The sequence below is a fragment of the Pseudochrobactrum sp. sp1633 genome (genome assembly GCF_030376605.1).
In the GTDB taxonomy this organism is placed as follows: domain Bacteria; phylum Pseudomonadota; class Alphaproteobacteria; order Rhizobiales; family Rhizobiaceae; genus Pseudochrobactrum.
On record NZ_JARRAE010000010.1, the window covers coordinates 19076 to 41669 of the forward strand.

Annotated in this window: 25 protein-coding genes; 15 read left to right on the forward strand and 10 right to left on the reverse strand. The window is 52.3% G+C overall.

Annotated features, from left to right (window positions below):
- Positions 1–27 precede the first annotated feature (27 nt).
- Positions 28–477, reverse strand: a complete 450-nt coding sequence (locus P8H26_RS12090; RefSeq protein ID WP_289633290.1) for a GNAT family N-acetyltransferase — start codon at positions 475–477, stop codon at positions 28–30.
- 373 nt (positions 478–850) lie between these two features.
- On the opposite strand from P8H26_RS12090, the gene lepB reads away from it, so the two are divergent.
- The 4 genes from lepB to recO all read left to right on the forward strand — a co-directional run bounded on the left by lepB (position 851) and on the right by recO (position 4273).
- Complete coding sequence (gene lepB, locus P8H26_RS12095; protein WP_289633291.1) at positions 851–1636, forward strand: signal peptidase I; 786 nt, start codon at positions 851–853, stop codon at positions 1634–1636.
- 54 nt (positions 1637–1690) lie between these two features.
- Entirely contained in the window at positions 1691–2407 is a 717-nt protein-coding gene (gene rnc, locus P8H26_RS12100; RefSeq protein ID WP_289633293.1) for a ribonuclease III, read from the forward strand.
- A gap of 191 nt (positions 2408–2598) precedes the next feature.
- Entirely contained in the window at positions 2599–3543 is a 945-nt protein-coding gene (era, locus tag P8H26_RS12105; RefSeq protein WP_289633295.1) for a GTPase Era, read from the forward strand.
- A gap of 4 nt (positions 3544–3547) precedes the next feature.
- Complete coding sequence (recO, locus tag P8H26_RS12110; RefSeq protein ID WP_289633296.1) at positions 3548–4273, forward strand: DNA repair protein RecO; 726 nt, start codon at positions 3548–3550, stop codon at positions 4271–4273.
- Here recO and P8H26_RS12115 read toward each other — a convergent pair whose 3' ends face one another.
- Positions 4274–5506 (reverse strand): MFS transporter, encoded by a 1233-nt coding sequence (locus tag P8H26_RS12115; protein WP_289633297.1) that lies wholly within the window; start codon positions 5504–5506, stop codon positions 4274–4276.
- A 364-nt stretch (positions 5507–5870) separates the two neighbouring features.
- On the opposite strand from P8H26_RS12115, the gene nadA reads away from it, so the two are divergent.
- From nadA to panB, 5 genes are read left to right on the forward strand one after another with little or no spacing between them, the layout of a single operon-like run.
- Positions 5871–6947: a quinolinate synthase NadA gene (nadA, locus tag P8H26_RS12120; RefSeq protein ID WP_289633298.1), complete on the forward strand. Its 1077-nt coding sequence runs from the start codon at positions 5871–5873 to the stop codon at positions 6945–6947.
- 10 nt (positions 6948–6957) lie between these two features.
- Positions 6958–8508 (forward strand): L-aspartate oxidase, encoded by a 1551-nt coding sequence (locus P8H26_RS12125; RefSeq protein ID WP_289633299.1) that lies wholly within the window; start codon positions 6958–6960, stop codon positions 8506–8508.
- Positions 8508–9371 carry a carboxylating nicotinate-nucleotide diphosphorylase gene (gene nadC, locus P8H26_RS12130; protein ID WP_289633300.1) on the forward strand — a complete coding sequence of 288 codons (864 nt, stop codon included), beginning with the start codon at positions 8508–8510 and terminating at the stop codon, positions 9369–9371. The genes P8H26_RS12125 and nadC overlap by 1 nt, the downstream gene beginning before the upstream one ends.
- 39 nt (positions 9372–9410) lie before the next feature.
- Positions 9411–10268, forward strand: coding sequence for a pantoate--beta-alanine ligase (gene panC, locus P8H26_RS12135; RefSeq protein ID WP_289633301.1), 858 nt, complete (start codon positions 9411–9413; stop codon positions 10266–10268).
- Positions 10269–10290: 22 nt separating this feature from the next.
- A complete protein-coding gene (panB, locus tag P8H26_RS12140) occupies positions 10291–11100 on the forward strand; it encodes a 3-methyl-2-oxobutanoate hydroxymethyltransferase (protein ID WP_289633302.1) in 810 nt (269 codons plus the stop codon).
- A gap of 5 nt (positions 11101–11105) precedes the next feature.
- Here the strand turns inward: panB and P8H26_RS12145 are convergent, their stop codons facing one another.
- The 3 genes from P8H26_RS12145 to P8H26_RS12155 are packed head-to-tail and all read right to left on the reverse strand — an operon-like array spanning position 11106 to position 13619.
- Positions 11106–12089 carry an NAD regulator gene (locus tag P8H26_RS12145; protein ID WP_289633303.1) on the reverse strand — a complete coding sequence of 328 codons (984 nt, stop codon included), beginning with the start codon at positions 12087–12089 and terminating at the stop codon, positions 11106–11108.
- Positions 12082–12705, reverse strand: a complete 624-nt coding sequence (locus P8H26_RS12150; RefSeq protein ID WP_289633304.1) for an HD family hydrolase — start codon at positions 12703–12705, stop codon at positions 12082–12084. Before P8H26_RS12150 ends, P8H26_RS12145 begins: the two co-directional genes overlap by 8 nt.
- Complete coding sequence (locus P8H26_RS12155) at positions 12705–13619, reverse strand: folate-binding protein YgfZ (RefSeq protein ID WP_289633305.1); 915 nt, start codon at positions 13617–13619, stop codon at positions 12705–12707. Before P8H26_RS12155 ends, P8H26_RS12150 begins: the two co-directional genes overlap by 1 nt.
- A gap of 130 nt (positions 13620–13749) precedes the next feature.
- Between P8H26_RS12155 and P8H26_RS12160 the strand changes: the two genes are divergently transcribed.
- On the forward strand, positions 13750–15084 hold the full coding sequence (locus tag P8H26_RS12160) for a dihydroorotase (protein WP_289633306.1): 1335 nt from the start codon (positions 13750–13752) through the stop codon (positions 15082–15084).
- Between the two features lie 219 nt (positions 15085–15303).
- The gene (locus P8H26_RS12165) at positions 15304–16284 is read left to right on the forward strand and encodes a phosphatase PAP2 family protein (protein WP_289633307.1); all 981 of its coding nucleotides are present in this window, start codon (positions 15304–15306) and stop codon (positions 16282–16284) included.
- Here the strand turns inward: P8H26_RS12165 and P8H26_RS12170 are convergent.
- From P8H26_RS12170 to P8H26_RS12185, 4 genes are all read right to left on the reverse strand, one after another.
- Positions 16241–17026, reverse strand: coding sequence for a hypothetical protein (locus P8H26_RS12170; RefSeq protein ID WP_289633309.1), 786 nt, complete (start codon positions 17024–17026; stop codon positions 16241–16243). The genes P8H26_RS12165 and P8H26_RS12170 overlap by 44 nt on opposite strands.
- A 151-nt stretch (positions 17027–17177) precedes the next feature.
- Positions 17178–17435 carry a hypothetical protein gene (locus tag P8H26_RS12175; protein ID WP_289633311.1) on the reverse strand — a complete coding sequence of 86 codons (258 nt, stop codon included), beginning with the start codon at positions 17433–17435 and terminating at the stop codon, positions 17178–17180.
- A gap of 231 nt (positions 17436–17666) precedes the next feature.
- On the reverse strand, positions 17667–18053 hold the full coding sequence (locus P8H26_RS12180) for a TIGR02301 family protein (protein ID WP_289633312.1): 387 nt from the start codon (positions 18051–18053) through the stop codon (positions 17667–17669).
- Positions 18054–18110: 57 nt separating this feature from the next.
- Entirely contained in the window at positions 18111–18536 is a 426-nt protein-coding gene (locus P8H26_RS12185; protein WP_289633313.1) for an NUDIX hydrolase, read from the reverse strand.
- Between the two features lie 90 nt (positions 18537–18626).
- Between P8H26_RS12185 and P8H26_RS12190 the strand changes: the two genes are divergently transcribed.
- Together P8H26_RS12190 and P8H26_RS12195 are read left to right on the forward strand one after the other, a co-directional pair.
- The gene (locus P8H26_RS12190; RefSeq protein WP_289633314.1) at positions 18627–19424 is read left to right on the forward strand and encodes an SOS response-associated peptidase; all 798 of its coding nucleotides are present in this window, start codon (positions 18627–18629) and stop codon (positions 19422–19424) included.
- A 37-nt stretch (positions 19425–19461) separates the two neighbouring features.
- Positions 19462–20076 (forward strand): LysE/ArgO family amino acid transporter, encoded by a 615-nt coding sequence (locus tag P8H26_RS12195; protein WP_289633315.1) that lies wholly within the window; start codon positions 19462–19464, stop codon positions 20074–20076.
- Here the strand turns inward: P8H26_RS12195 and P8H26_RS12200 are convergent.
- The gene (locus tag P8H26_RS12200; RefSeq protein WP_289633317.1) at positions 20050–20232 is read right to left on the reverse strand and encodes a hypothetical protein; all 183 of its coding nucleotides are present in this window, start codon (positions 20230–20232) and stop codon (positions 20050–20052) included. The two genes, P8H26_RS12195 and P8H26_RS12200, sit on opposite strands and share 27 nt — an antisense overlap.
- 359 nt (positions 20233–20591) lie before the next feature.
- On the opposite strand from P8H26_RS12200, the gene cysS reads away from it, so the two are divergent.
- Complete coding sequence (cysS, locus tag P8H26_RS12205) at positions 20592–22106, forward strand: cysteine--tRNA ligase (RefSeq protein ID WP_289633319.1); 1515 nt, start codon at positions 20592–20594, stop codon at positions 22104–22106.
- Positions 22088–22591: a GFA family protein gene (locus P8H26_RS12210; protein WP_289633320.1), complete on the forward strand. Its 504-nt coding sequence runs from the start codon at positions 22088–22090 to the stop codon at positions 22589–22591. The genes cysS and P8H26_RS12210 overlap by 19 nt, the downstream gene beginning before the upstream one ends.
- Positions 22592–22594 lie beyond the last annotated feature (3 nt).

The window sequence follows — 22594 nt, forward strand, 5'->3', positions numbered from 1 at the left end:
ATTGTGATGACGAGCGCTTTTCTTTTCTCAGAGCATTTTACGATACTGGATGAAACCGGATTTATCGGCCACGCGGTCATAAAGCACCATAGCATCTGTATTTGTCTCATGTGTCAGCCAGTACACGCGTGAGCATCCGCTTTCTTCGGCGGTTTTATAAACATGCTCAATCAGCGCGCGGCCAAGCCCTTTGCCACGGATTTCCGGATTGACGTAAAGATCCTGTAAATAGCAATAATCGCCTTTTGCCCATGTGGAGCGATGGCGGATATAATGGACGAAACCGGCGGCCTCGCCGTCAACCCAGACGAAAGCGCCGCTCATCGGTTCATCAGCATTGAGCAGTCTTTCCCAGCTTGTATCGCTCACATCATCAGAAATCTGGGTCTTGTAAAAGTTTTGATAGCCCTTCCACAATGGCAGCCATGCGGCTTTATCCTGTGATGTGAAGAGACGGATTTCCGCGGCCTGAGACATGATTGTTTGAACTCCCCTGTGTTTTTTTACCGTGTTTAGAAGTCTCCTGCGGAGGCTGTAAAAACACCGGTTATCAATATTGTGGAACAGAATACATCATGTCTTTTGAGCGATAACCAGAGCGAAAGACTGCGTAAATGCAATAATTTGAACAATTTTCAGGATCAAAGCTGTCAGCATTTCTGCCGTGAATCGCTAACGGAAATATCAAGAGCCGGTTTGTATTTTTTATCCGAAAACCGGCATAGATGCGGGTTTTCTGCAACGCAGCCGGAATGCCTGACTTTGTTCTGTGAGTTCCTGATTGCTTCATGGCTTTGTAGAGGTTAAGAGTCGCACGATAAAACGCGCGCAGAAGCGGAGAAAAACCAGCTTGTCTAACAAGAGTGAAGTGAAAAAAACCGGCGGTGCTGGTGAACTCGTCAGTATCATTGTGCAGGCATTGCTGCTTGCGCTTGTTATCCGTACCTTGCTGTTTCAGCCATTCAGCATTCCGTCCGGCTCGATGCGTCCGACGCTTCTGGAAGGCGATTATCTGTTCGTATCCAAATATGCCTATGGCTATTCGAAGTTCTCGCTGCCTTTCTCGCCGGATCTGTTCGAAGGCCGCATCTGGGGTGCCGAGCCAAAACGCGGTGATGTTGCAGTCTTCAAACTGCCGAGCGATACCAATATTGATTATATCAAGCGTGTGATCGGCCTGCCTGGTGATAAAATTCAGGTGCGCGACAGCATTCTTTACATCAATGATGTTGCGGTTCCGCGGGAGAAGGTTGGCGAGATTGCCAATCCGGATGTGACTGATGAAAATCGTCCGATTGAGGTTTATCGCGAAACGCTGCCGAATGGTGTTTCCTATGAGACGCTGGACGTGAATCCGAATGCGATGGGCGACAATACGCGCGTCTTTGAAGTGCCGGCCGGCCATTATTTCATGATGGGCGACAACCGCGACAACTCGCTGGATAGCCGTTATTCTGTGGGCTATGTGCCTTATGAAAATTTTGTTGGTCGTGCCAATGTGATTTTCTTCTCTATTTCCGGAAAATACAGCCCGCTGGAACTGTGGCGCTGGCCGACCAATCTGCGATTTGATCGTTTGCTGAACTGGGTAGGGGCAACTGAAAATCCGAAATCCGTGGTAACGACAAATAACTGATGTGTGTTTTGACTGAATTAATCACTGACAATGTTGCGGATCAGGAGCCTGAAAATGGTTTCTGACCGTCAACGTATAAAAATACTACAAGAGAAAACCGGCCATACTTTTATTGATCATGCACGTCTTGAGCGTGCATTGACGCATTCCAGTGCGCGGCCGCAATCCGGTTCGAATTATGAGCGGCTGGAGTTTCTGGGCGATCGCGTTCTCGGCCTGATTATAGCGGATATGCTGTTCGCGGCATTCCCTGATGCGCCGGAAGGCGAGCTGTCTGTGCGTTTGAATGCGCTGGTCAGTGCTGAAGGTTGTGCTTCTGTTGCTGATGAAATCGGGCTGGGTGATCTGATTGAAACCGGTTCCGATATTAAAAGTCTCAATGATAAGCGTCTTTTGAATGTGCGCGCTGATGTGATCGAGGCGCTGATTGCCACGATCTATCTCGACGGCGGGCTGGAAGCTGCCCGCGGTTTTGTGCTGAAATACTGGGAGCCGCGATCAAAAGTGAGTGATGCGGCGCGCCGTGATGCCAAGACCGAGTTGCAGGAATGGGCGCATCAGCAAGGCAAGCAGGGGAAGCTGCAACCGGTTTATAAGATTGTCAGCCGCACCGGCCCTGATCATGAACCTGTGTTTGTGGTTGAGGTCAAAGTTACCGGCTTTCAGGCTGCAACCGGTACCGGCCGCTCCAAGCGGATTGCCGAGCAGATTGCAGCGGAAAATATGCTATGCCGTGAAGGCGTGTGGCAGGCAGACAAGCCTGCTGAGTAAACCTGTATTTTCCTGAGGCATTTTGTATGCCGGACGAATTTATTGAGGGTGTTTACCCTCAAATTCGTCGTGAGTGGTTTATCCATTCAATTTAGACGTAAACTACGCTAAACTTAAATTAAGCTCTTAAAACCTGTGCTGGTTTGTTCAGAGCATTTCCGAATAGCACTTGCTTTTAAAAGAGATAAAGAATGACTGAAACAGACCGTCCGCTTGAGGGCAGCACCTTGGCAACGGAAACCCAGACCCGTTCCGGTTTCGTAACGCTGATTGGCGCACCAAATGCGGGTAAATCGACTTTGGTGAACCGTTTGGTTGGCACCAAGGTTTCGATTGTGACCCATAAGGTACAGACGACCCGTGCACTGGTGCGTGGTATTGTCACCGAAGGCCAGACACAGATCGTGCTGGTCGATACTCCGGGTATTTTCAAGCCGAAGCGCCGCCTGGACCGCGCTATGGTAACGACTGCATGGGGCGGTGCCCGCGATGCAGATCAGGTGCTGATCTTGCTTGATGCACAGGGTGGCATGAATGAAGCGGCAGAAGCTTTGCTGGAAAGCGTTGAGAAGAGCTATCAGAATAAAACTCTGATCCTGAATAAGGTCGATCGTATTGATCCGCCGAAACTGCTGAAACTTGCACAGGCTGCGAATGAGAAAGTGAAATTTGAGAACACTTTCATGATCTCGGCACTGACCGGTTCCGGCTGTAAGGATTTGTTAGATTATCTCGTGTCCAAAATGCCTTACGGCCCTTGGTATTATCCGGAAGATCAGATTTCCGACATGCCGATGCGTCAGCTGGCAGCAGAAGTGACCCGTGAAAAGCTCTATTTGCGCCTGCATGAAGAACTGCCTTATTCCTCAACGGTGGAAACCGAAAAGTGGGAAGAACGTAAAGACGGTTCTGTGCGTATCGAGCAGGTGGTTTATGTCGAGCGCGACAGCCAGAAGAAAATCGTTCTTGGCCACAAAGGCGAGACGATTAAGGCGATCGGCCAGTCCGCGCGTAAGGAAATTTCAGCAATTCTGGAGCAACCGGTTCATCTGTTCCTGTTCGTGAAAGTCCGCGATAACTGGGGCAATGACCCTGAGCGTTACCGCGAAATGGGGCTTGAATTCCCTAAGGCATAAGCTGATGGAGTGGCGTGACGAGGGCATCATTCTCGGTACAAGACGGCATGGCGAAAGCAGTGCCATTGTTGAGGTGATGACCCGTGCCCACGGGCGCCATATGGGCGTGGTGCGTGGTGGCCGCTCCAAGCGTATGCAGCCGATGTTACAGGTCGGCAATCATGTTTCCCTTCATTGGTGGGCACGGCTCGATGAGCATCTGGGCTCCTATCAGATCGAGCCGTTGAGCTTTTCCGCAGCGCGGCTGATTGATCTGCCTGTGGCGCTGTTTGGTATTCAGCTTGCAGCAGCGCATCTGCGGCTGTTGCCCGAGCGCGATCCGCATGAAAATCTCTATGAAACTTTGCAGCTTTTGCTGGAGCATTGTGAGACGCCGGTTGCCGCCGGTGAACTGGTGCTGCGTTTTGAGCTGATGTTGCTGGAAGAACTGGGCTTCGGCCTTGATCTCAAATCCTGTGCAGCAAGCGGCGGCACCACTGATCTGATTTATGTTTCGCCAAAGAGCGGCCGTGCCGTATCCCGCGATGCCGGTGCGCCTTGGGCTGACCGGCTGCTACCTATGCCGGCATTTGTCTGCAATTCGCGGATCAGGGCAGAGAATGTGGCTGACATCTGCACTGCCTTCCGGCTAACGGGCTTTTTCTTCACTCGCCATGTGTGGGAACCGCGCGGGCAGACGCAGCCGGAGTCGCGCTCCGGCTTTATCTCTGCCTTAACCCGCGCCGGATAATCAGGCTGCTGCGAGAGCAGGGCGCTGTACTGCCGTTTCGCGGATTGGCAGATGGATTAGCGCTGCAAACAATCCGAGAATAATGCTCAGCCACCATACGGCATCATAGCTGTTATAAAGCTGATACAGCGTGCCGCCCAGCCAGACACCGATGAATGAACCGATCTGGTGCGAGAAAAACACCATGCCACCGAGCAGGCCGAGATGGCGTGTGCCGAACATGGTGGCCACAAGACCGTTTGTTGGCGGAACGGTCGAGAGCCAGAGCAAACCCATCAGGCCGGAGAAGATCAGCACACTGGTACCCGATTGCGGCAGCAGGATAAAACCGGCAACCAAGATGGAGCGCAGCAGATAGATCAGCGACAACATTTTGGGCTTGGAATGGGTCTGGCCGAGAATGCCAGCACCGAGCGAGCCGATAATGTTGAAGAAACCGATCAGCGCCAGCCCCCAGACGGCATAGTGCTTATCCACGCCGATATCGGAAATATAGGCCGGAAAATGCGTGGTGATGAAGGCCACCTGAAAACCGCAGACAAAAAATCCGGCGGTCAGAAACAGATAGCTCTTATGGCTCAGGGCTTCTTTCAGGGCTTCTGCTGCTGTTTGTTTAGCGCTTGTATCCGGCATGCGGGCATTATTGGCATTGCCGCGCAAAGGAATAGCGAGCAGCGGCACCAGCAGCATGGCAACACCAAGCCAAACCAAGGCATCCGACCAGCCGAAGCGTTCAATCAGTCCCAGCGAAATCGGTGCAAAAGCGAACATACCGGCAGAACCGGCAGCCGTGCCAAGACCAAAGACCAGACTGCGCTGTTGTGCGCTGACATGGCGGGCAAAGGCCGAGAGAATAATGCCGTAAGAACCGGCGGCAACACCAAGGCCAACCAACACACCGCCGCCGATATGCAGGGCAATCGGTGCATCGGCATTAGCCATCAGAACCAAACCGGCGGCATAAAACAGACCCGACATTAACAGCACGCGCCATGAGCCGTATTTATCGGCAATCATGCCAAAGATCGGCTGTCCGGCACCCCAGAACAAGTTTTGCAAGGCCATTGCCAGACCATAGGTGCTGCGATCCCAGCCTTTGTCACCAATAATCGGCAGCTGGAAAAAGCCCATTGCCGAGCGCGGACCAAAGGTCAGAAACGTGATGAGACAACCGGCGATGATAATCAGCCAGGGCATGGAGGAGCTTTGATAGTTTTGCTGCGGTGTGGACATGCTGTGCGTTCTTTCAGCGGAGATGCCGGAAAAATATTGTGTAATAGTGATTACATTATTTTTTTTACGCTTGAAAGAGATTTGAGCGAAGATGCTTCGTTTGAATGCTTACGTGTTGATTTTTATGCCTTATCAATAATTGTGAGGTTTTCGTTTTCGGATGCATTTTTGATCAGTTGATTAATTTTGCTCGATTTGAGCAAAATAATTTCTTGTCATGAAACTGTAATGGGAATAAAGATTCGCGCTACGGTTTAGCCGTTTTTCTTTTGGATGACATTATGCTCTAAGTGAGCATAATCAGAAAGAGCGGTTAAGGGGAAAACGGAGAAGGCAGCTTTATTGCTGCTTTATGAGGCAGAACATGACGACAGCCACCACCAAAGAGAACCTGAATAAAGGTGAAATCCGCAGCGCTGCAGAACGCTTTGGCGTGCTGGAAATGCCGTCTTTGGAGTTTACGCCGGAGATTGCTGCGGAAACCGAGCATCTCTATCAGCGTGTGGCGCATCATATTCCGCGCATTGAATGGCCTGCCTATGCGCCTTATGTGGCTGCGATCAACCGTATCAAAAAACAGCGCAATGCCGTTATCCTCGCCCATAATTACCAGACACCGGAAATCTTCCATTGTGTGGCGGATATTGTCGGCGACAGTTTGCAACTGGCGCGCGAAGCTGAGCGTGTGGATGCCGATATTATCGTGCAATGCGGTGTGCATTTCATGGCGGAAACTTCAAAACTACTTAGCCCTGATAAGACTGTGCTGATACCGGATATGAAGGCAGGCTGCTCTCTGGCGGAATCCATCACCGGAGCCGATGTGCGCTTGTTGCGTGAGACCTATCCGGGTGTGCCGATTGTCACTTATGTCAACACCTCTGCCGATGTGAAGGCCGAGAGCGATATCTGCTGTACCTCTGCCAATGCCGTGCAGGTGGTGGAGAGTTTTGGTGTTGATCGTGTGCTTTGTATTCCGGATGAATTTCTGGCGCAGAATGTTGCGGCGCAAACTTCCGTTAAAGTGCTGACATGGAAAGGCCGCTGCGAGGTGCATGAGCGCTTTACGGCTGAGGAGTTGCTGGCTTACCGTGCCGCCGATCCGACTATTCAGATTGTTGCTCATCCGGAATGCCCGCCTTCAGTCGTCGCTGTGGCTGATTTCGCCGGTTCTACTAAAGGCATGATTGATTATGTGCGCAACAACCGTCCGGCAAAGGTGATGCTGGTGACAGAATGCTCGATGGCTTCCAATATTGCAGCGGAAGTACCGGATGTGGAATTCGTTAAACCGTGCAATCTCTGCCCGCATATGAAGCGTATTACTTTGCCGAAAATTCTCGACACGCTGGTGAATATGAGCGGTGAGGTTTTCGTCGATGCAACAATGGCTGCCAAAGCACGGCAGGCCGTTGAACGCATGATCAATCTGAAAAACTGACGGCGTGATGATGAGTGCAAATCACAATCAGATTATAATTGTTGGCGGGGGGCTGGCAGGGCTGTTTTGTGCGCTGCAATTAAGCCCGCTGCCGGTGACAGTGATTGCCGCCGCACCTATCGGGCAGGGCGCATCTTCCGCATGGGCGCAGGCCGGTATTGCTGCGGCTGTTTCCTCTGATGATACGATTGAAAGTCATGTGGCCGATACGCTGGTCGCCGGTGATGGCATTGTGGATGAAGATGTCATTCGCATGATGGCCTCTTCAGCTTCAGACCGTGTGCATGATCTTCTCGAGCTCGGCGTGCCGTTCGACCGCGATCTGGCAGGGCATTTGCAGGTATCGCGCGAGGCGGCGCATAGCCATAGCCGTATCGTGCGCGTGCGTGGTGATATGGCAGGCCGTGCGATCATGCAGGCGCTGGTTGCCAAAGTGCGTGAAACACCTTCCGTCACGATCGTGGAAAATGCCACGGCCTATCAGCTGACGTCGGATCAGAAGGGTATCAGCGGTGTAACCATCCGCCGGACAGATGGTTCTGATCAAATTTTACCGGCACGACAGGTGGTGATTGCCACCGGTGGCATCGGGCATCTCTATCAGGTGACCACCAACCCGGCAGAGGCCAGCGGTTCGGGTATCGGCATGGCTGCTGAGGCCGGTGCGCTTCTGGCGGATATGGAATTTGTGCAGTTTCACCCGACTGCGCTGGATGTGAAGGCCGATCCGGCACCTTTGGCGACAGAGGCTCTGCGTGGTCATGGTGCGCATCTGGTCAATAAAGCCGGTGAGCGCTTCATGCTGCGTCACGATCCGGCTGCCGAAATGGCGCCGCGCGATGTGGTGGCGCGCGGTATTTATGAAGAGGTGATAAGCGGGCGCGGTGCTTATCTCGATTGCACGAAGGCAATCGGAGAGGCATTCGCGCAGGAGTTCCCGACAGTCTATGCTTATTGTCAGGCGGTTGGTATTGATCCTGCTCGCGAGCTTATTCCTGTGGTGCCAGCGGCGCATTATTTCATGGGAGGCATTCTCACGGATATGGATGGCCGCACGACGGTTGAAGGCCTGTGGGCTTGCGGGGAGGCAGCGTCAACCGGTGCGCATGGTGCCAATCGCTTAGCATCCAATTCTCTGCTGGAAGCAGTGGTGTTTGGCGCGCGTGTTGCCGAGGCGATCAGGCAATTGCCGCAAGAAGATTACGTGCCGCAATCTGTTGTTGAGGTTCTGCCATCTGCTGACAAACCAGCTCCCGCTGAGGCCATGCAGCAATTGCGGGCGGTGATGAGCCGAAGTTTCGGCGTTATCCGCAGGCAGGATCAGATGTTGCAGGGGCTGCAACACATCCGGCAACTGGCGCGGAACAATCGCGATCCGGTTTTTGCCAATTGCTTGGCGACTGCTGAAGTGCTTGCGGTGTCCGCCTTAGCACGTAAGGAAAGCCGTGGCGGTCATTATCGCAGCGACTATCCCGAAAGCTCGGTCATCTGGCAGCATCGCTCAATGATGACTTTGCAAGACGCTCAGGAAACCTATCAAAAACTAGCGGAAACTGCCTGATGAAAACTGCTTATCCTTCTGTTTTGCCGCGCCCGCTGGTTGAAGATGCCGTGCGCAATGCGCTGCTCGAAGATCTGGGACGTGCCGGAGATATTACCAGCCATGCGACGATTGCCCCTGATAAACAGGCGACTGCCTTGCTGACCAGCCGTGAAGACGGCGTGGTGGCCGGTGTTGATTTTATCCGCGCGGCCTTCACGCAGATTGACCCGACACTGCAAATTACAATCGCTGTGGAAGACAGCACGCGCATCAAAGCAGGGCAGGAGATCGCCCGTATCAGCGGCAATGCCCGTTCTATTTTGTCAGCTGAACGTGTGGCGCTTAATTATCTCATGGTGCTGTCCGGCATTGCGACTTACACCGCACGCTTTGCAGATAAGATTGCCCATACGCAGGCCAAAATCTGTGACACCCGCAAAACCATGCCCGGCATGCGGGCTTTGGCCAAATATGCGGTGCGTTGCGGCGGTGGTGCCAATCACCGTTTTGGCCTCGATGATGCGGTGTTGATTAAAGACAACCACATTGCCGTTGCAGGCGGGGTCAAACAGGCGATTGAAGCCGCACGCAGCTTTGTCGGACATCTGGTGAAGATCGAAGTTGAGGTCGATACGTTGGAACAGATGGCAGAAGCGCTGTCTGTGCAGGCGGATGTGATTCTTCTTGATAATATGTCGCCGGAAACCCTTGTTAAAGCTGTTGAAATTAATGCCGGACGCGCAAAGCTTGAGGCCTCAGGCAATATTAATTTCGACACGGTTAAGGCTGTGGCCGAGACGGGTGTCGACTATATCTCAACCTCGAAAATCACAATGTCTGCACCGACACTTGATGTCGGGCTGGATATTATCATCACTTGATGAGATAGAGTGCGCACTGGTTTTTCAGGGGATGATGATATGCAACTGATCCGCACAATTGCAGATTTACGCACGGCTTTGAGAGCTGAGCGAAGTGCAGGCAAGACTGTCGGCTTCGTGCCGACAATGGGTTATCTGCATATCGGTCATCTGACACTGGCAAAGCATAGCCAGTTGAATTGTGATGTCACAGTTGTTTCGATTTTCGTCAATCCCACGCAGTTTTCACCCAATGAAGATCTGGCGCAATATCCGCGTAATCTGCCGCATGATCTGAAACTGCTCGAAGAGCAGGGCGTGGATTATGTTTTCGCACCTGAGGTGGATGAGATGTATCCGGATGGCAGCGGCAAAACATCGACCTATGTTGATGTTGGTGATCTGTCTTCCATCCTGATGGGGGCATTGCGCCCCAATCATTTCCGTGGCGTGGCAACGGTGGTGAGCAAGCTGTTCAATATCGTGCAGCCGGACAAAGCTTTCTTCGGCGAGAAGGATTATCAGCAGCTTGCCGTCATCAAGCGTATGGTGACTGATCTCAATCAGCCGGTTGAAGTCTTCGGTGTGCCGACAGTGCGCGAACCGGATGGTCTTGCCTGCTCATCGCGTAACAGTCTTTTGAGTGCGGAAGACCGTGCCGCAGCCATTATCCTGCCGCAGGCAATGCAATTGGCACAAACACTGGTGGATCAGGGCGAACGCTCGGTTTCAGTATTGCACCAAGCGGTGCTTGATAAGTTACAGCAGGAAGCACGGGGTGAGGTTGAGGCCGTGGATATCCGTGATGCGGAAACGCTGGCTGAAACCGCAGAGCTGCTCACCGCACCGGCGGTACTATTGCTGACAGTACGCTTTGGGAAAACCCGTTTGATCGACCAGCATGTGCTGCGGTTTTAACCTCTAATCAAAGGAAACGGCCATGAGTGTTCAGAAACAGATCCGCCGCATTACCGTGCCGGAAATCCGTGCCCGCAAAGGCGGTGTGCCGCTGGTTTCACTCACAGCCTATCATGCGCACACGGCTGCCATTGTTGACCGCTATGCGGATTTTATGCTGGTGGGCGACAGTGTCGGCATGGTGATGCATGGCATGGAATCGACCATCGGCGTGTCTCTGGAAATGATGATTATGCACGGGCAGGCGGTGATGCGCGGTTCGTCCCGTGCGCTGGTTGTGGTGGATATGCCTTTCGGCTCCTATGAGGAAAGTCCGCAGGCCGCCTTCCGCAATGCAGCGCGGATCATGGCGGAAACTGGCTGTGGTGCGGTCAAGCTTGAGGGCGGCGTGCAGATGGCCGAGACAATTAGCTTTCTGACCAAGCGCGGTATTCCGGTGCTGGCACATATTGGCCTCACACCGCAGGCTGTGCATGTGATGGGCGGTTATAAAGTGCAGGGACGAGATCAGGCGTTGTGGGATTTGATTAAGCAGGATGCGCAGGCGGTTGCTGATGCCGGTGCTTTCGGCATTGTGCTGGAAGGCATTGTCGAGCCGCTGGCACGTGAAATTACAGCGCAGGTTGCGGTACCAACCATTGGTATCGGCGCATCAGCAGAGTGTGACGGGCAAATTCTGGTGCTGGAAGATATGCTCGGCCTGAATGACAAGCCTGCCAAATTCGTCCGCCAATATGGAGCCATTGGTGCGGTCATTGACGAGGCGGTGAAAGCCTATGCGGAAGATGTGAAAAGCCGCAGTTTTCCTGACGAACGGCACATCTATCGCTAAATCACCTATCGCTGAGACAGCGTTACCCTTAAGCCCGGAGCAGGGCGCTCTTCCAGAACCGCACGGCGGAAACGGTAGAGCGCTGCCGGACGTCCGCGCAACTGGCTGAGGCTGGCACCGGTCGGCTCCACCAGCTCGGCATTTTCCACGAGACGGCGGAAATTCTGCTTGTGCAGATGACGGCCGGAGATTGCCTCAACGGTTTCTTGCAAGGCGGTGAGGGTAAAGCAATCCGGCATGATTTCAAAAATAACCGGACGATATTTCAGCTTGGCGCGCAGCCGCGCAATCGCGGTGGCGAGAATACGGCGATGGTCAAAAACCATAGCACGACCCGTATGGCGCTGTAATTCTTCAAGCTGCGGTGTTGCGCTGACCGTGCCGTCAATCGTAGCCTCACGCACAAGTCCCGCTTCATAAAGCAGTTCATAGCGCTCCAGCACACGCTCTTCATCCCATTGAATCCCATCAGTACCGAAGGCAAGGCGCAATCTTGTGAGGCGCGGCAACAGATGCAAATCATAGGCCGGGCTGCTGCGTTTGTCGCCCTGCGCCCATTCGCGCAACGCAGGCAGAATAAGCGTGTCGATCAGCGCAGGCTTGCCATTACGCCAGTCTTCCCACGGCAAAAAATCATACCAATAGCGCCAGCCGTCATTGTTTTGCTCTGCATCAAACCTTGTCAGTGCCAGATAGCCGACTGAGATCACATGGGTATCGCCTGCGGGTGCTGTGGATTTGGCACGGCCACGATCGCCGAATGTGTAGAGCTGCTCCACATAGCCAAGCCGCAAGGCTGTCTGCGCTTCAACCCACAGACGCAAACCGGCTTCCAGTGTGCGGTGCTTCAACGGGTCAAAGCGGCCATAAGGCAAGGAGAGGACATCAGATAGCTCATAATCCGCACATAGAATGACCGGATTGTTTTTGTGGATTGTAACAATAGCGGCACTGAGGCCAACCTCAACAGCAGAAGAAATATCAGCCATGAATCTGCGCCTCCAGTTCCTGAAAGCGCTTCATGAAAGCCTGTTCTATCTCTGCGGTCGGCAGTGGTGACAAATCAAAATCTCCGGCATGAAAACCACGTGGTCGCCCGAAAAACTCTGCCGCTTCCGCTGTGCTGAAACCGGCAAGCTCCGTGGCTTCAAAATAGGCAGAAACAATGTCTGCTTTCTTAATGGCCTTTTTCAATGCGACTGGCATGGTGGCAGGCAGCGAAAAGCGCAGGTGAATGGCCGTTTCCAGCCGTGCTTCAATCTGTTTGTAAGCACCGCCCATCACGGCCTTGAAAGGCGAGATCATGTCACCGATCACATATTCCGGCGCATCATGCAGCAGTGCCAGCATTTGCTCTTTATGTGTGGCGGCCGTATTCTGCCTGCAAAAAATCTGTTCAACCAGCAGCGAATGCTGCGCTACGGAATAGGCATGGTCACCGTGCGTCTGGCCATTCCAGCGGGCAACACGCGCAAGCCCGTGGGCAATGTCGCTGATCTCAATATCCAGCGGCGATGGGTCAAGCAAATCCAGCCTGCGGCCGGACAGCATACGCTGCCATGCACGAACCGGTTTTGTGGTCGCTCTGCCGCCGGATATCGCCATTATTCAGCAGTCCCTTCAGGGAAGGTGAATTTGGCATAGGCGGGAATTGTGAGCGTGATTTCTGTCTCACCGGCCAGCAGCGGAATGTTTTTGTCCAGCGCATCCTTCACACGGTCAATGCGCACCAATGCCAGACCATGCGTGCCGTTGGTGCTACGCAATGTTCCGACTTCTTTGCCGCCTGCGGTGATCGGTGTGTCAGAGGCGGGCAAAGCAGCTTGCGCAGTCGCCTGCAAAATCCTGCGGCGTGCGGTTCCGCGATGCTGCATACGGGACACAACTTCCTGCCCGACGAAGCAGCCTTTCTTGAAAGACACGCCGCTGAACTGCTCGAAATTAATATCATGGGGAAAAACATCATTCATGATGAAATCCGCGCCACCTTCAGCAATGCCATAATGAATACGCAAAGCTGCCCATGCATCACGCTCGAGTTGTGTGGCGGGGGAGGAGTCGTCAGTTTCAGCATAATAACGGCGCACATTTGCGGCATCAGGGAAGCGCTCATCACGCACTGCCTGATAACTATCAAGGCTAATTGAATCACTTTCTGAACGGCCTGAATCAGTTTTCCAGCCAATCCTGATAATTGATTCATTTAAAACGATAATTTCAGCTTTGGCACGCAGACGATAAAGCGTGAGGCGCTTGGCAAAGACCTCGGATCCTTCTTTCGCAAGATCAATCCGAAAGCCATTCTCAATGCGCGAAATCAGAAAATCGAACTGGATTTTCCCCTGTGGGCTGAGCAGTGCCGAAGCGCGCAAAATGCCGCTTTCAAGCGTATTCAGATCAGCCGTGAAGATGGATTGCAGAAATGTTTCTGCATCTTCTCCGCGCACAAGGATTTGTGTGCGGTCATCAAAATTTCCGGTTAATCCGGTCAACAGAGTTAAAGGTTCTGCCGTTGTCATATCAACTTCCCGGTTTTTCAAATAAGTGAGGATGCAATAGTCTTGCTATTCGTGTTTATGTTACGTAAGCCGCATCGCAAGTTATCGCAAGACTGGAACAGCGCGTTATCGCAAAGACGGGAGAAACCGGATGACCACAACATTCGATACGATTTTCAAAGGCGCAACGGTTGTTAATCATGATGGCAGTGCCATTCGTGACATCGGTGTCAAAAACGGACGCATTACCGCGATCGGCTCCCTGTCTGACAAGTCTGCCGGTGAGGTCATTAACTGCGCTGGTTTGCATATTCTGCCGGGCGTTGTCGACAGTCAGGTACATTTCCGTGAACCGGGCATGGAACACAAAGAAGACCTGCAAACCGGATCGCTCGCAGCCGTACTTGGCGGTGTGACCTCCGTTTTCGAAATGCCAAACACCAAGCCGCTGACAACATCGCCGGAAGCGCTGGCCGACAAGGTGAAGCGCGGCACGCATCGTATGCATTGCGATTTCGCGTTCTGGGTTGGCGGTACACGCGACAATGCCAAAGACGTGGCCGAGCTTGAACGTCTGCCGGGTGCGGCCGGTATCAAGGTTTTCATGGGCTCTTCAACCGGTGATTTGCTGGTGGAAGACGATGAAGGCGTTGCATCTATTCTGCGCAATACACGCCGCCGCGCAGCATTCCATTCGGAAGATGAATTCCGCCTGCGTGAGCGCGAAGGTCTGCGTGTTGAAAATGATCCGTCGAGCCATCCTGTCTGGCGCGATGAGATTGCAGCGCTGACCTGCACACAGCGTCTGGTGCGCATTGCCCGCGAAACACGCGCACGTATTCATGTGCTGCATATTTCGACTGCGGAAGAAATCGAGTTTCTGAAAGATTGCAAAGATGTGGCGACCTGCGAGGCGACACCGCATCATCTGACGCTGTCTTCGGAGGATTACAAAACGCTCGGCAATCTCATCCAGATGAACCCGCCGGTGCGTGATGCACGTCACCGCGATGGCGTCTGGCATGGCATCGGGCAGGGCGTTGTGGATGTTCTGGGCTCAGACCATGCACCACATACGCTGGAAGAAAAGCAGAAGCCTTATCCGGCCTCTCCATCCGGCATGACCGGTGTGCAGACGCTTGTGCCGATCATGCTTGATCATGTGAATGCAGGCCGTTTGTCGCTTGAGCGTTTTGTTGATCTGTCTTCGCACGGCCCGAACCGTATTTTTGGTATGTCACGCAAGGGACGGATTGCCGTGGGCTATGATGCCGATCTGACGATTGTTGATATGAAACATCGTGAAACCATCACCCATGAACAGGCTGGCTCCAAGGCCGGTTGGACACCATATCATGGTAAGACAGTGACTGGCTGGCCGGTTGGCACAATCGTGCGTGGTCATAAGGTGATGTGGGAAGGCGAGATCGTTAATCCTTCGCTTGGTGAGCCTGTGGAGTTTACTGAGGCTTTGCCGAGAAGCTAAATAAAGCTGGCTTTGCCGAGAAGACAAAAAAACTGGCTTTGCCGAGAAGGTAATACCCCGAGGCTTTGCCAGTAAGGCGGAAGCTGGAGTAGTTCGGTTTTGACCGAATGAAAAATGAAGGCTGCGATGGTGGAACTGTCGCAGTCTTTTTAGTTTTGTATCCCGCAAAACCCAGACTGATATTTACGACTGTTCAATTTGTTTATGGTTTGTAGTGCCATGAAGAAAATACACGCAACATCGTCTATTTATTTGCGACCGGCAGAGCTTACCATGCTCATGCTTGTGTCGTTTGTTTCTTTGACAGATATAATTTTGGTCGCGTCCTGGAAGTTGAGTGTTGCCTATGACGAGTATATTATCACCGTTGCTGCCAGCCTGTTGTTGATGTGTATAGGTTTGATTTATCGCGGATTAAACCGTAGCGAAACAATAGCTGTAGTAACAATATGCACCAGCTTAATGGTGGCCTTTACGTCCGCTATGGCGCTTTTAAACTATGTGTTTTTGCCTAATCACCGTATTGGTCTGGATCAGTGGTTGCTTCAATTTGATGCAGTCTTCGGTTATAACTGGGCAGATATGGTTCGCTGGAGTGTGCATAAGCCCATTTTAAATGAGCTTATGCGCTATGCTTACTTGTCGAGTTTGCCGCAAATGGTAGTTTTAATTCTTATGCTGGGTTTGGGTGCACAAATTCGGCGTTTGCATGTAATGCTCATGACATTAATGTTAAGCGCTTCGCTTGCAGTTGTTTTTTGGATATTATTCCCGACAGCGGGCCCAAGTGCATATCTCATGTTGGATCAAGAAACAGCTTCGATCTCTCATCAGGTTCTTGATAAAGCGTACGGGAAAAAAATGCTTGATCTGTTAGTTTACGGTGAGGAACAGATTCGACCATCCCAGATGATTGGGCTTATTGCTTTCCCATCATATCATACAGTGTTAGCGTTGGTTGGTATTTGGTTTTCGCGTTCATTGAAATGGATGTTTCCAGTTTTTCTGATCGTGAATTTACTCGTCTTTCCTGCAACATTAGCCCACGGTGGGCATTATCTTATCGACCTGGCTGGTGGATTGATTTTGTTTTTGATTTGTTTGTGGGGAGCAGAGCTTTTCCAACGTCGTTTTGACAGGCAGGAAAAACCGGAGATTAATCTCCGGCCACAAAGAACTTCCATGAGCCATCCGGCGTAATGCCGAGGCGGTAGAAAATATAGGCACCAACGCCCTTCATTTCTTCAAAATCACCGGCGGTGACAATCTGATACAGCTCAACCATCTGCCGGTCATCCAGCTTTTCCAGCGGATAGGCGAAGAAATACGGCCAGACATAGACCTCGCTCGGTGTGCCTGCATCCAGATGCACATAACCGGCTTCCAGCAGGTCTACCAGAATAGCCAGCAGTTCCTGACCATTGCTGTCGCCTGAAAGGCTTTTCAGAAACTCCAGCGGCGTGCCGTCATATTCGCCAAGCGAAAGCAGCGGGCTTGCTTCGCCGCCATCGCCGAGCAGTGGTTTGAGAGCGTCAATTTTTCCGGCCTTGGCAATGTCGAGAATTTTCTTGCGGGTGTCCTGCACAGCTTGCGGAAGCTTGGAATAGTCATAGGACACTTCCGGAATTTTGCCTTCTGACGAGACATGCGGGCGGGTAATATCACGCTCAGGATTGCCGTTTTCAGAAGCTGCTCCGGTTTCAGGCGCTCTGTAAGTTTCGGTCGGTACCTGACGCAGCGGACCCGGCAACGGCACCTGCGCCGGATTAACATCCCCGTCATCAGCGGCTGGCGTTTCACTTAATGCCAGAATTTGAGGCTTTCCGCTCAATGTTCCGGCCGTGGCCGGAGCCGTCGCGGATACAGCGAGTATGACAAAGAGCAGGCCGGAGAGGGCAGACGAATTCAGCTTGCTTAACCCGCGGCGGAATGAAAGCGACATCGGAGACTCCAAACCAGAAATATAAATGTTTAAACCAGAGCAGTTCCGGCAAATGCGGCGCCGGTTTTGCACTGGATAATGCGTAAAGTAATTATCAGCCTACGGCACGCTCTGGCATAAATTATGACGAGCGCCGGTGATGTCAGATCGTTTATTGCAGAACGCGGTTTGGCAGAAATTCACCGGCAATGATCTGTTCACGCAATTTATCGAGCAGACCGAGCGCAGCATCTTCACCTGTGCGGCGCACAAGTTCAGTCAGCGCATTGGCAAAAGCTGCTTCAGCGAGAATTTCCGGTTCGATGCCTTCAGAGATTCCGTCAGCCCATGCTTCATGCTGATATTCGATTGCCGCCTGTTTTTTCTCATAGGCAATCAGTTCATCGAGATCTGTCGGAGCATGATTCATAAAATATCACCTTGGCTTTATGCCGTTGGACACTGCATCGCGGAAGACGGACAGGACTTAAGCTAATGGAAGTGCTGTCATAGAGCCATTCAGAGCAGAAACGGTTATCTGAAGTCCGTTTCTTACACTATCAGCCGAAGCACCACCATCAAAAATTTAATCTCTTGTTAACAGATTGCGACTGTTTGTGAATGCCTGTTTGCTGCTTTATTGCAATGAATGAAGTTTTGGTTAATTGCCGTAATGGGCGACCAGTCCTTCGGAGAGTTTTTCACCTTGAATTTTAAACCGGCCGATCGCTTTCAATGCCTGATCTGTGCATTGGCTGTAATTCTCAGCATAAGTGCGGTAGCTGTTATTGAAGGCTGAAACCAGAGTTTTACGTCGCCCCGCATCTGCTTTTTCAACGTTAAGCAACGCATCCATCTGATCGCGCCAGGGGCTGGTTTTATCCCCGCACAGATTGCTCAGATAATGCAGGGAGCCGAGTGTTTCAGCGAGCTGGATCATCTGGTTTTCATAGGGAGGGCCGCTGATTTCCTGCGTTTGTGCCTGTGCGGAAAGTGCGGAAACAGAAAATCCTGTGACCAACAGTAAGCTAACAAGAAATCTGGTCATATACATACTCCGCGCCTTCACTATAAATTGTGCAGTAATCAGGCTGTTTCAAGGCGCTCAGCCTTCTTCCTGCAGAATGCGGCGCGCAAAAGCTAAAGTGCTGACAGTCACAATATTCTGTAGCATGTCCTCAACCGTCAGCCAGTGCAGGGAAACGGCATCATCTCCGGCCTGCTCCTGTCCGCTCAGATCAAACGCCCGGAAAATGCTGAGATTATAGACTTTGCCGTAAAGCCCTTCCTGAGAGAGGTCGATGGTATCCACCAGTCGTAGGCGGTTGCAGCTTAATCCGGTCTCTTCCATGAGTTCACGCTGTGCCGCTTGCTCGGCACTTTCGCCGGCCTCAACCCCGCCGCCCGGAAAAGCGAGTGAGCCTTTGAGGGGCTCCTTGCCGCGTTTCACCAGCAGAAAGCGGTTTTCATTGCGGCAGATGATTGAAGCGCCGTGAGCAATCACTGGGAGAGGGGAAACTACTTGTGTCATAAATTAAGTGGTAAAACCTGCCCGCTGATTTGCAAGCTTTGTTTGTCTGGCACCTTGACCTTTGCGGTAAAACTCGCGACACCGGACACTATGTGTGGACGTTTTGCATTATTGGCGACGATTGATGAGGTGGAGGCGCAGTTCGGCGTGATTGTCGATGAAGCCTTTCCGCCGCGCTATAATATTTCACCGACACAGCCGCTCATGATCGTGATGGCCGGAGAAACACCGGCACCTGGAAGTAACCGGCCGGATAGGATCGCGACATTGGTGCGCTGGGGGTTTATTCCGTCATGGACAAAAGACCCGCTGAATTTTCCGCTGATGATCAATGCCCGTTCCGAGATAGCGCATGAGAAACCGTCTTTCCGAGCGGCTATGGAACATCGTCGCTCGCTACTGCCGGTCACGGGTTTCTATGAATGGCGCAAGCTTGGGGATGGCAGAAAGCAGGCCTACTGGATACGCCCGCGTCAGGGCGGAACCATTGCTTTTGGGGCGCTGATGGAAACATGGGTGAGCGGCGACGGTTCGCAGATGGACACGGCCGCAATTCTGACCACAGCTTCCAATCATGCGCTGTCGCATATTCACGAGCGTCTGCCGCTGGTGATACGCCCTGAGGATTATCAGGAGTGGCTGGATTGCAAACGCAACCGTGCCAAGGATGTGCAGCATTTGCTCAAGCCCGTGCAGGATGATTTTTTCGAGGCAATACCCGTATCGGATAAGATCAATAATGCCCGTTATTTCGGCACGGATGTGCATGAAAGAGCGGAGGAGATGGCTGTTTCTCAGGAGCCAATAGCTAAAAAAACAGCTAAACCTAAAAAGCCTGCGGTCAAAAAGAAAACAGATGACAATGACGACCAGTTCAGTATGTTTTAGGTAGGAATTTCATAAGCATAATGAGCGTGGAACTATCGTGGGAACAGCAGCAGTTTCGGGCTTTTTGCTCGGATTATCACTTATCGTCGCCATCGGTGCACAAAATGCCTATATTTTACGACAGGGACTGCTACGTCAGCATGTTTTTATACTCTGTCTGATTTGTGCATTATCGGATGCAATTCTGATTATTGCAGGTGTGGCAGGGCTCGGCACAATCATTGCGCAATCACCTGCTTTGATCACAGTGGTGACAATCGGCGGTGCAGCCTTTTTACTCTGGTATGGTTTTTCGGCTTTTCGCCGTGCGATGCATCCTGATGGTATGCGTGCCGCGAATGGTGGTGCAGTCAGCCTCAAGGCCGCAATCAGCACTTGTCTTGCGCTGACTTTTCTCAATCCGCATGTTTATCTCGACACGGTCGTGCTTGTCGGCAGTCTCTCTGCGCGTTTTGAAGGCGAGGCACGAATGGCCTATGCTGCGGGAGCAGTCATTGCGTCTTTCGTCTGGTTCTTCTCGCTCGGCTATGGTGCACGCTTGTTGCAGCCGTTTTTCGCCAAGCCTTCTGCATGGCGCATTCTCGACTGCATTATCGGTGTCGTTATGTGGGCAATTGCCTTCAGCCTACTTAGTCGTCTGCTGTGGGCGTGATGCCTTGTTAGACGGCAGATAAGAGACATGCAGCCGCTTGTCATTTCGGCGGCTGCGTGGGGCAGCCATCAGCGCTGCGATGAGCGATGCAGGGCCGATTGCGCGATATTGCTCTGTCAGTTGATCTTTTTTGTGAGGGCTCAATACGCTTTTCATAATTGTTTCCTTCCCGTTATTTACAGTTCCAGTGTCCCCGGAAATTGGGACTGAAGCATGGCTGGAAATGTGCAAATCCGGGCGCAAATATGGGTATTGTCATGGCGGTTCCTGAGTATGCGATGATTATTCCCCGCAACAAAAATCTCTGACGGCTCTCTTGACGCGACGCAGGATCAGAGAGATAAGTGCTGTCATGAAAACACCACTCGCAAACACCACTTGTATTATTGCGGTTATTATTCGCTAGCAGATTGCTGGCTCGGATGTTTTCGTCTTTCTTTTCCTTTTGAAGCAGACAAATGCACCGGCCAGCAGGCTGCGCAAATGTTGTTTTGCGTTCTTATGAGGGAAACCCGATGTCTGCCACAGAATTGCGTTTATATAATACGCTGACCCGCAGGAAAGAGGACTTTGTTCCGATCAATCCTGACCATGTGCGCATGTATGTCTGCGGTCCCACCGTTTATGATTTTGCCCATATCGGCAATGCGCGTCCGGTGATCGTGTTTGACGTGCTGTTCCGTCTGCTACGCCATGTTTATGGCGAAGCTCAAGTCACCTATGCACGCAACCTCACCGATGTGGATGATAAGATCAATGCGCGTGCCGTACGCGATTATCCTGATCTACCGCTCAATGAGGCGATCCGCAAAGTCACTGAAAGCACCAATGCGCAGTTCCAGAGCGATGTAACGGCGCTCGGCAATCTCGAACCATCCAGCCAGCCCCGTGCAACCGAACATCTGGAAGAGATGCGCCAGCTGATCGAGCGTCTGATTGAACGCGGTCATGCCTATGTGGCGGATGACCATGTGCTGTTTGCGGTTAAAACCATGAGTGGCGAACATGGCCCCCGCTATGGCGCACTTGCCCGCCGCTCACTGGATGAGATGATCGCCGGTGCGCGTGTGGATGTGGCTTCCTACAAGCGCGATGAGATGGATTTCGTGCTGTGGAAACCGTCTAAAGAGGGTGAGCCGGGCTGGCCGTCTCCGGCAGGTATTGCAGTGAGTGGCCGTCCGGGCTGGCATATTGAGTGCTCGGCCATGTCGATGGCCAAATTGCTGGAGCCGTTTGGTGGTGGTCTGAAATGCGATGATCCGCTGAAAAATACCTTCGACATTCATGCCGGAGGTATTGATCTGGTGTTTCCGCATCATGAGAACGAGATTGCCCAGTCATGCTGCGCTTTTGGTTCAGAGCGCATGGCTAATATCTGGATGCATAATGGTTTTCTGCAGGTCGAAGGTCAGAAAATGTCCAAATCGCTGGGCAATTTCATCACCATTGACGATGTGCTGAAATCAGAGCTGCCGCAATTGTCGGGCACAGATGCGCCGGAGGGTTTCCGCCGTCGCTGGATTGGCATGGCTGCCCGTCTTTCCATGTTACAGACCCATTACCGTGAGCCGATCAACTGGACGCAGCAGCGTCTGATTGAATCCGGTGAAGAACTGGCAAAGTGGTATCAGGCGATTTCTGATCAGCCGGTGCCTGCTTCTGCGGATAAGGCTGTAGTTTTTGCCAGTGCTATTGGTGACGATCTGAATACATGGGCAGCACTCACTGAACTGCGGAAAGCCTATAAGCAGGGCGATGTGCAGGCACTGGTTTCCGGCCTCACTCTGCTTGGTCTTCACGATGCGCAATTATTGGCGGAAGCTGCACAATACTTGTTCAGCACTGCTGCAGATGTCGACACGGCGGATGTTGAAAGACAGATTACTGATCGTCTGGCATTCATTAATGCGAAAAACTGGGCGGATGCTGACCGTATTCGTGACGCATTACTGACGCAGAATATCCAGCTTAAGGATGGTAAAGATCCGGTTTCTGGAGAACGGGTGACAACATGGGAAGTGAAACGCTGAACTCAGAAGCCGTATGGAGCGGCGGTTGTCAGTGCGGTGCCGTGCGTTTTCGTGTGAAAGGGCAGCTGGGTAGTGCATCTATCTGTCATTGCCGCATGTGCCAGAAGGCTTTCGGCAATTATTATGCACCGCTGGTCTCCGTTAAAGAGGGGACATTGGAGTGGACGCGCGGAATACGAAAACTGTTCCGCTCATCCAACCATGTTGAACGTGGATTTTGCGCGGATTGCGGCACACCACTGACTTATGAAGCGCCGGATGGTCTGGCGCTTTCGATTGCCGCTTTTGATCATCCGGAGAAGATTGTGCCGGTGGTGCAGTGGGGCATGGAGGGCAAGCTGCCTTATCTGGATGAGCTGAGCGCTTTGCCTGCCTATACGACAGATCGTGACCCTGAAAGTGCGGAATTTGTGCGCACGATGATATCTTATCAGCATCCTGACCATGACACTGAGACATGGCCGCAAGACCAATCTCACGCATAAATA

Bases quoted from the DNA above. Each gene is read 5' to 3' on its own strand.
- P8H26_RS12090 (WP_289633290.1), bottom strand. From the start codon at position 477: ATGTCTCAGGCCGCGGAAATCCGTCTCTTCACATCACAGGATAAAGCC.
- rnc (WP_289633293.1), top strand. From the start codon at position 1,691: ATGGTTTCTGACCGTCAACGTATAAAAATACTACAAGAGAAAACCGGC.
- era (WP_289633295.1), top strand. From the start codon at position 2,599: ATGACTGAAACAGACCGTCCGCTTGAGGGCAGCACCTTGGCAACGGAA.
- recO (WP_289633296.1), top strand. From the start codon at position 3,548: ATGGAGTGGCGTGACGAGGGCATCATTCTCGGTACAAGACGGCATGGC.
- P8H26_RS12115 (WP_289633297.1), bottom strand. From the start codon at position 5,506: ATGTCCACACCGCAGCAAAACTATCAAAGCTCCTCCATGCCCTGGCTG.
- nadA (WP_289633298.1), top strand. From the start codon at position 5,871: ATGACGACAGCCACCACCAAAGAGAACCTGAATAAAGGTGAAATCCGC.
- P8H26_RS12125 (WP_289633299.1), top strand. From the start codon at position 6,958: ATGAGTGCAAATCACAATCAGATTATAATTGTTGGCGGGGGGCTGGCA.
- nadC (WP_289633300.1), top strand. From the start codon at position 8,508: ATGAAAACTGCTTATCCTTCTGTTTTGCCGCGCCCGCTGGTTGAAGAT.
- panC (WP_289633301.1), top strand. From the start codon at position 9,411: ATGCAACTGATCCGCACAATTGCAGATTTACGCACGGCTTTGAGAGCT.
- panB (WP_289633302.1), top strand. From the start codon at position 10,291: ATGAGTGTTCAGAAACAGATCCGCCGCATTACCGTGCCGGAAATCCGT.
- P8H26_RS12145 (WP_289633303.1), bottom strand. From the start codon at position 12,089: ATGGCTGATATTTCTTCTGCTGTTGAGGTTGGCCTCAGTGCCGCTATT.
- P8H26_RS12150 (WP_289633304.1), bottom strand. From the start codon at position 12,705: ATGGCGATATCCGGCGGCAGAGCGACCACAAAACCGGTTCGTGCATGG.
- P8H26_RS12155 (WP_289633305.1), bottom strand. From the start codon at position 13,619: ATGACAACGGCAGAACCTTTAACTCTGTTGACCGGATTAACCGGAAAT.
- P8H26_RS12160 (WP_289633306.1), top strand. From the start codon at position 13,750: ATGACCACAACATTCGATACGATTTTCAAAGGCGCAACGGTTGTTAAT.
- P8H26_RS12165 (WP_289633307.1), top strand. From the start codon at position 15,304: ATGAAGAAAATACACGCAACATCGTCTATTTATTTGCGACCGGCAGAG.
- P8H26_RS12170 (WP_289633309.1), bottom strand. From the start codon at position 17,026: ATGTCGCTTTCATTCCGCCGCGGGTTAAGCAAGCTGAATTCGTCTGCC.
- P8H26_RS12175 (WP_289633311.1), bottom strand. From the start codon at position 17,435: ATGAATCATGCTCCGACAGATCTCGATGAACTGATTGCCTATGAGAAA.
- P8H26_RS12180 (WP_289633312.1), bottom strand. From the start codon at position 18,053: ATGACCAGATTTCTTGTTAGCTTACTGTTGGTCACAGGATTTTCTGTT.
- P8H26_RS12185 (WP_289633313.1), bottom strand. From the start codon at position 18,536: ATGACACAAGTAGTTTCCCCTCTCCCAGTGATTGCTCACGGCGCTTCA.
- P8H26_RS12190 (WP_289633314.1), top strand. From the start codon at position 18,627: ATGTGTGGACGTTTTGCATTATTGGCGACGATTGATGAGGTGGAGGCG.
- P8H26_RS12200 (WP_289633317.1), bottom strand. From the start codon at position 20,232: ATGAAAAGCGTATTGAGCCCTCACAAAAAAGATCAACTGACAGAGCAA.
- cysS (WP_289633319.1), top strand. From the start codon at position 20,592: ATGTCTGCCACAGAATTGCGTTTATATAATACGCTGACCCGCAGGAAA.
- P8H26_RS12210 (WP_289633320.1), top strand. From the start codon at position 22,088: ATGGGAAGTGAAACGCTGAACTCAGAAGCCGTATGGAGCGGCGGTTGT.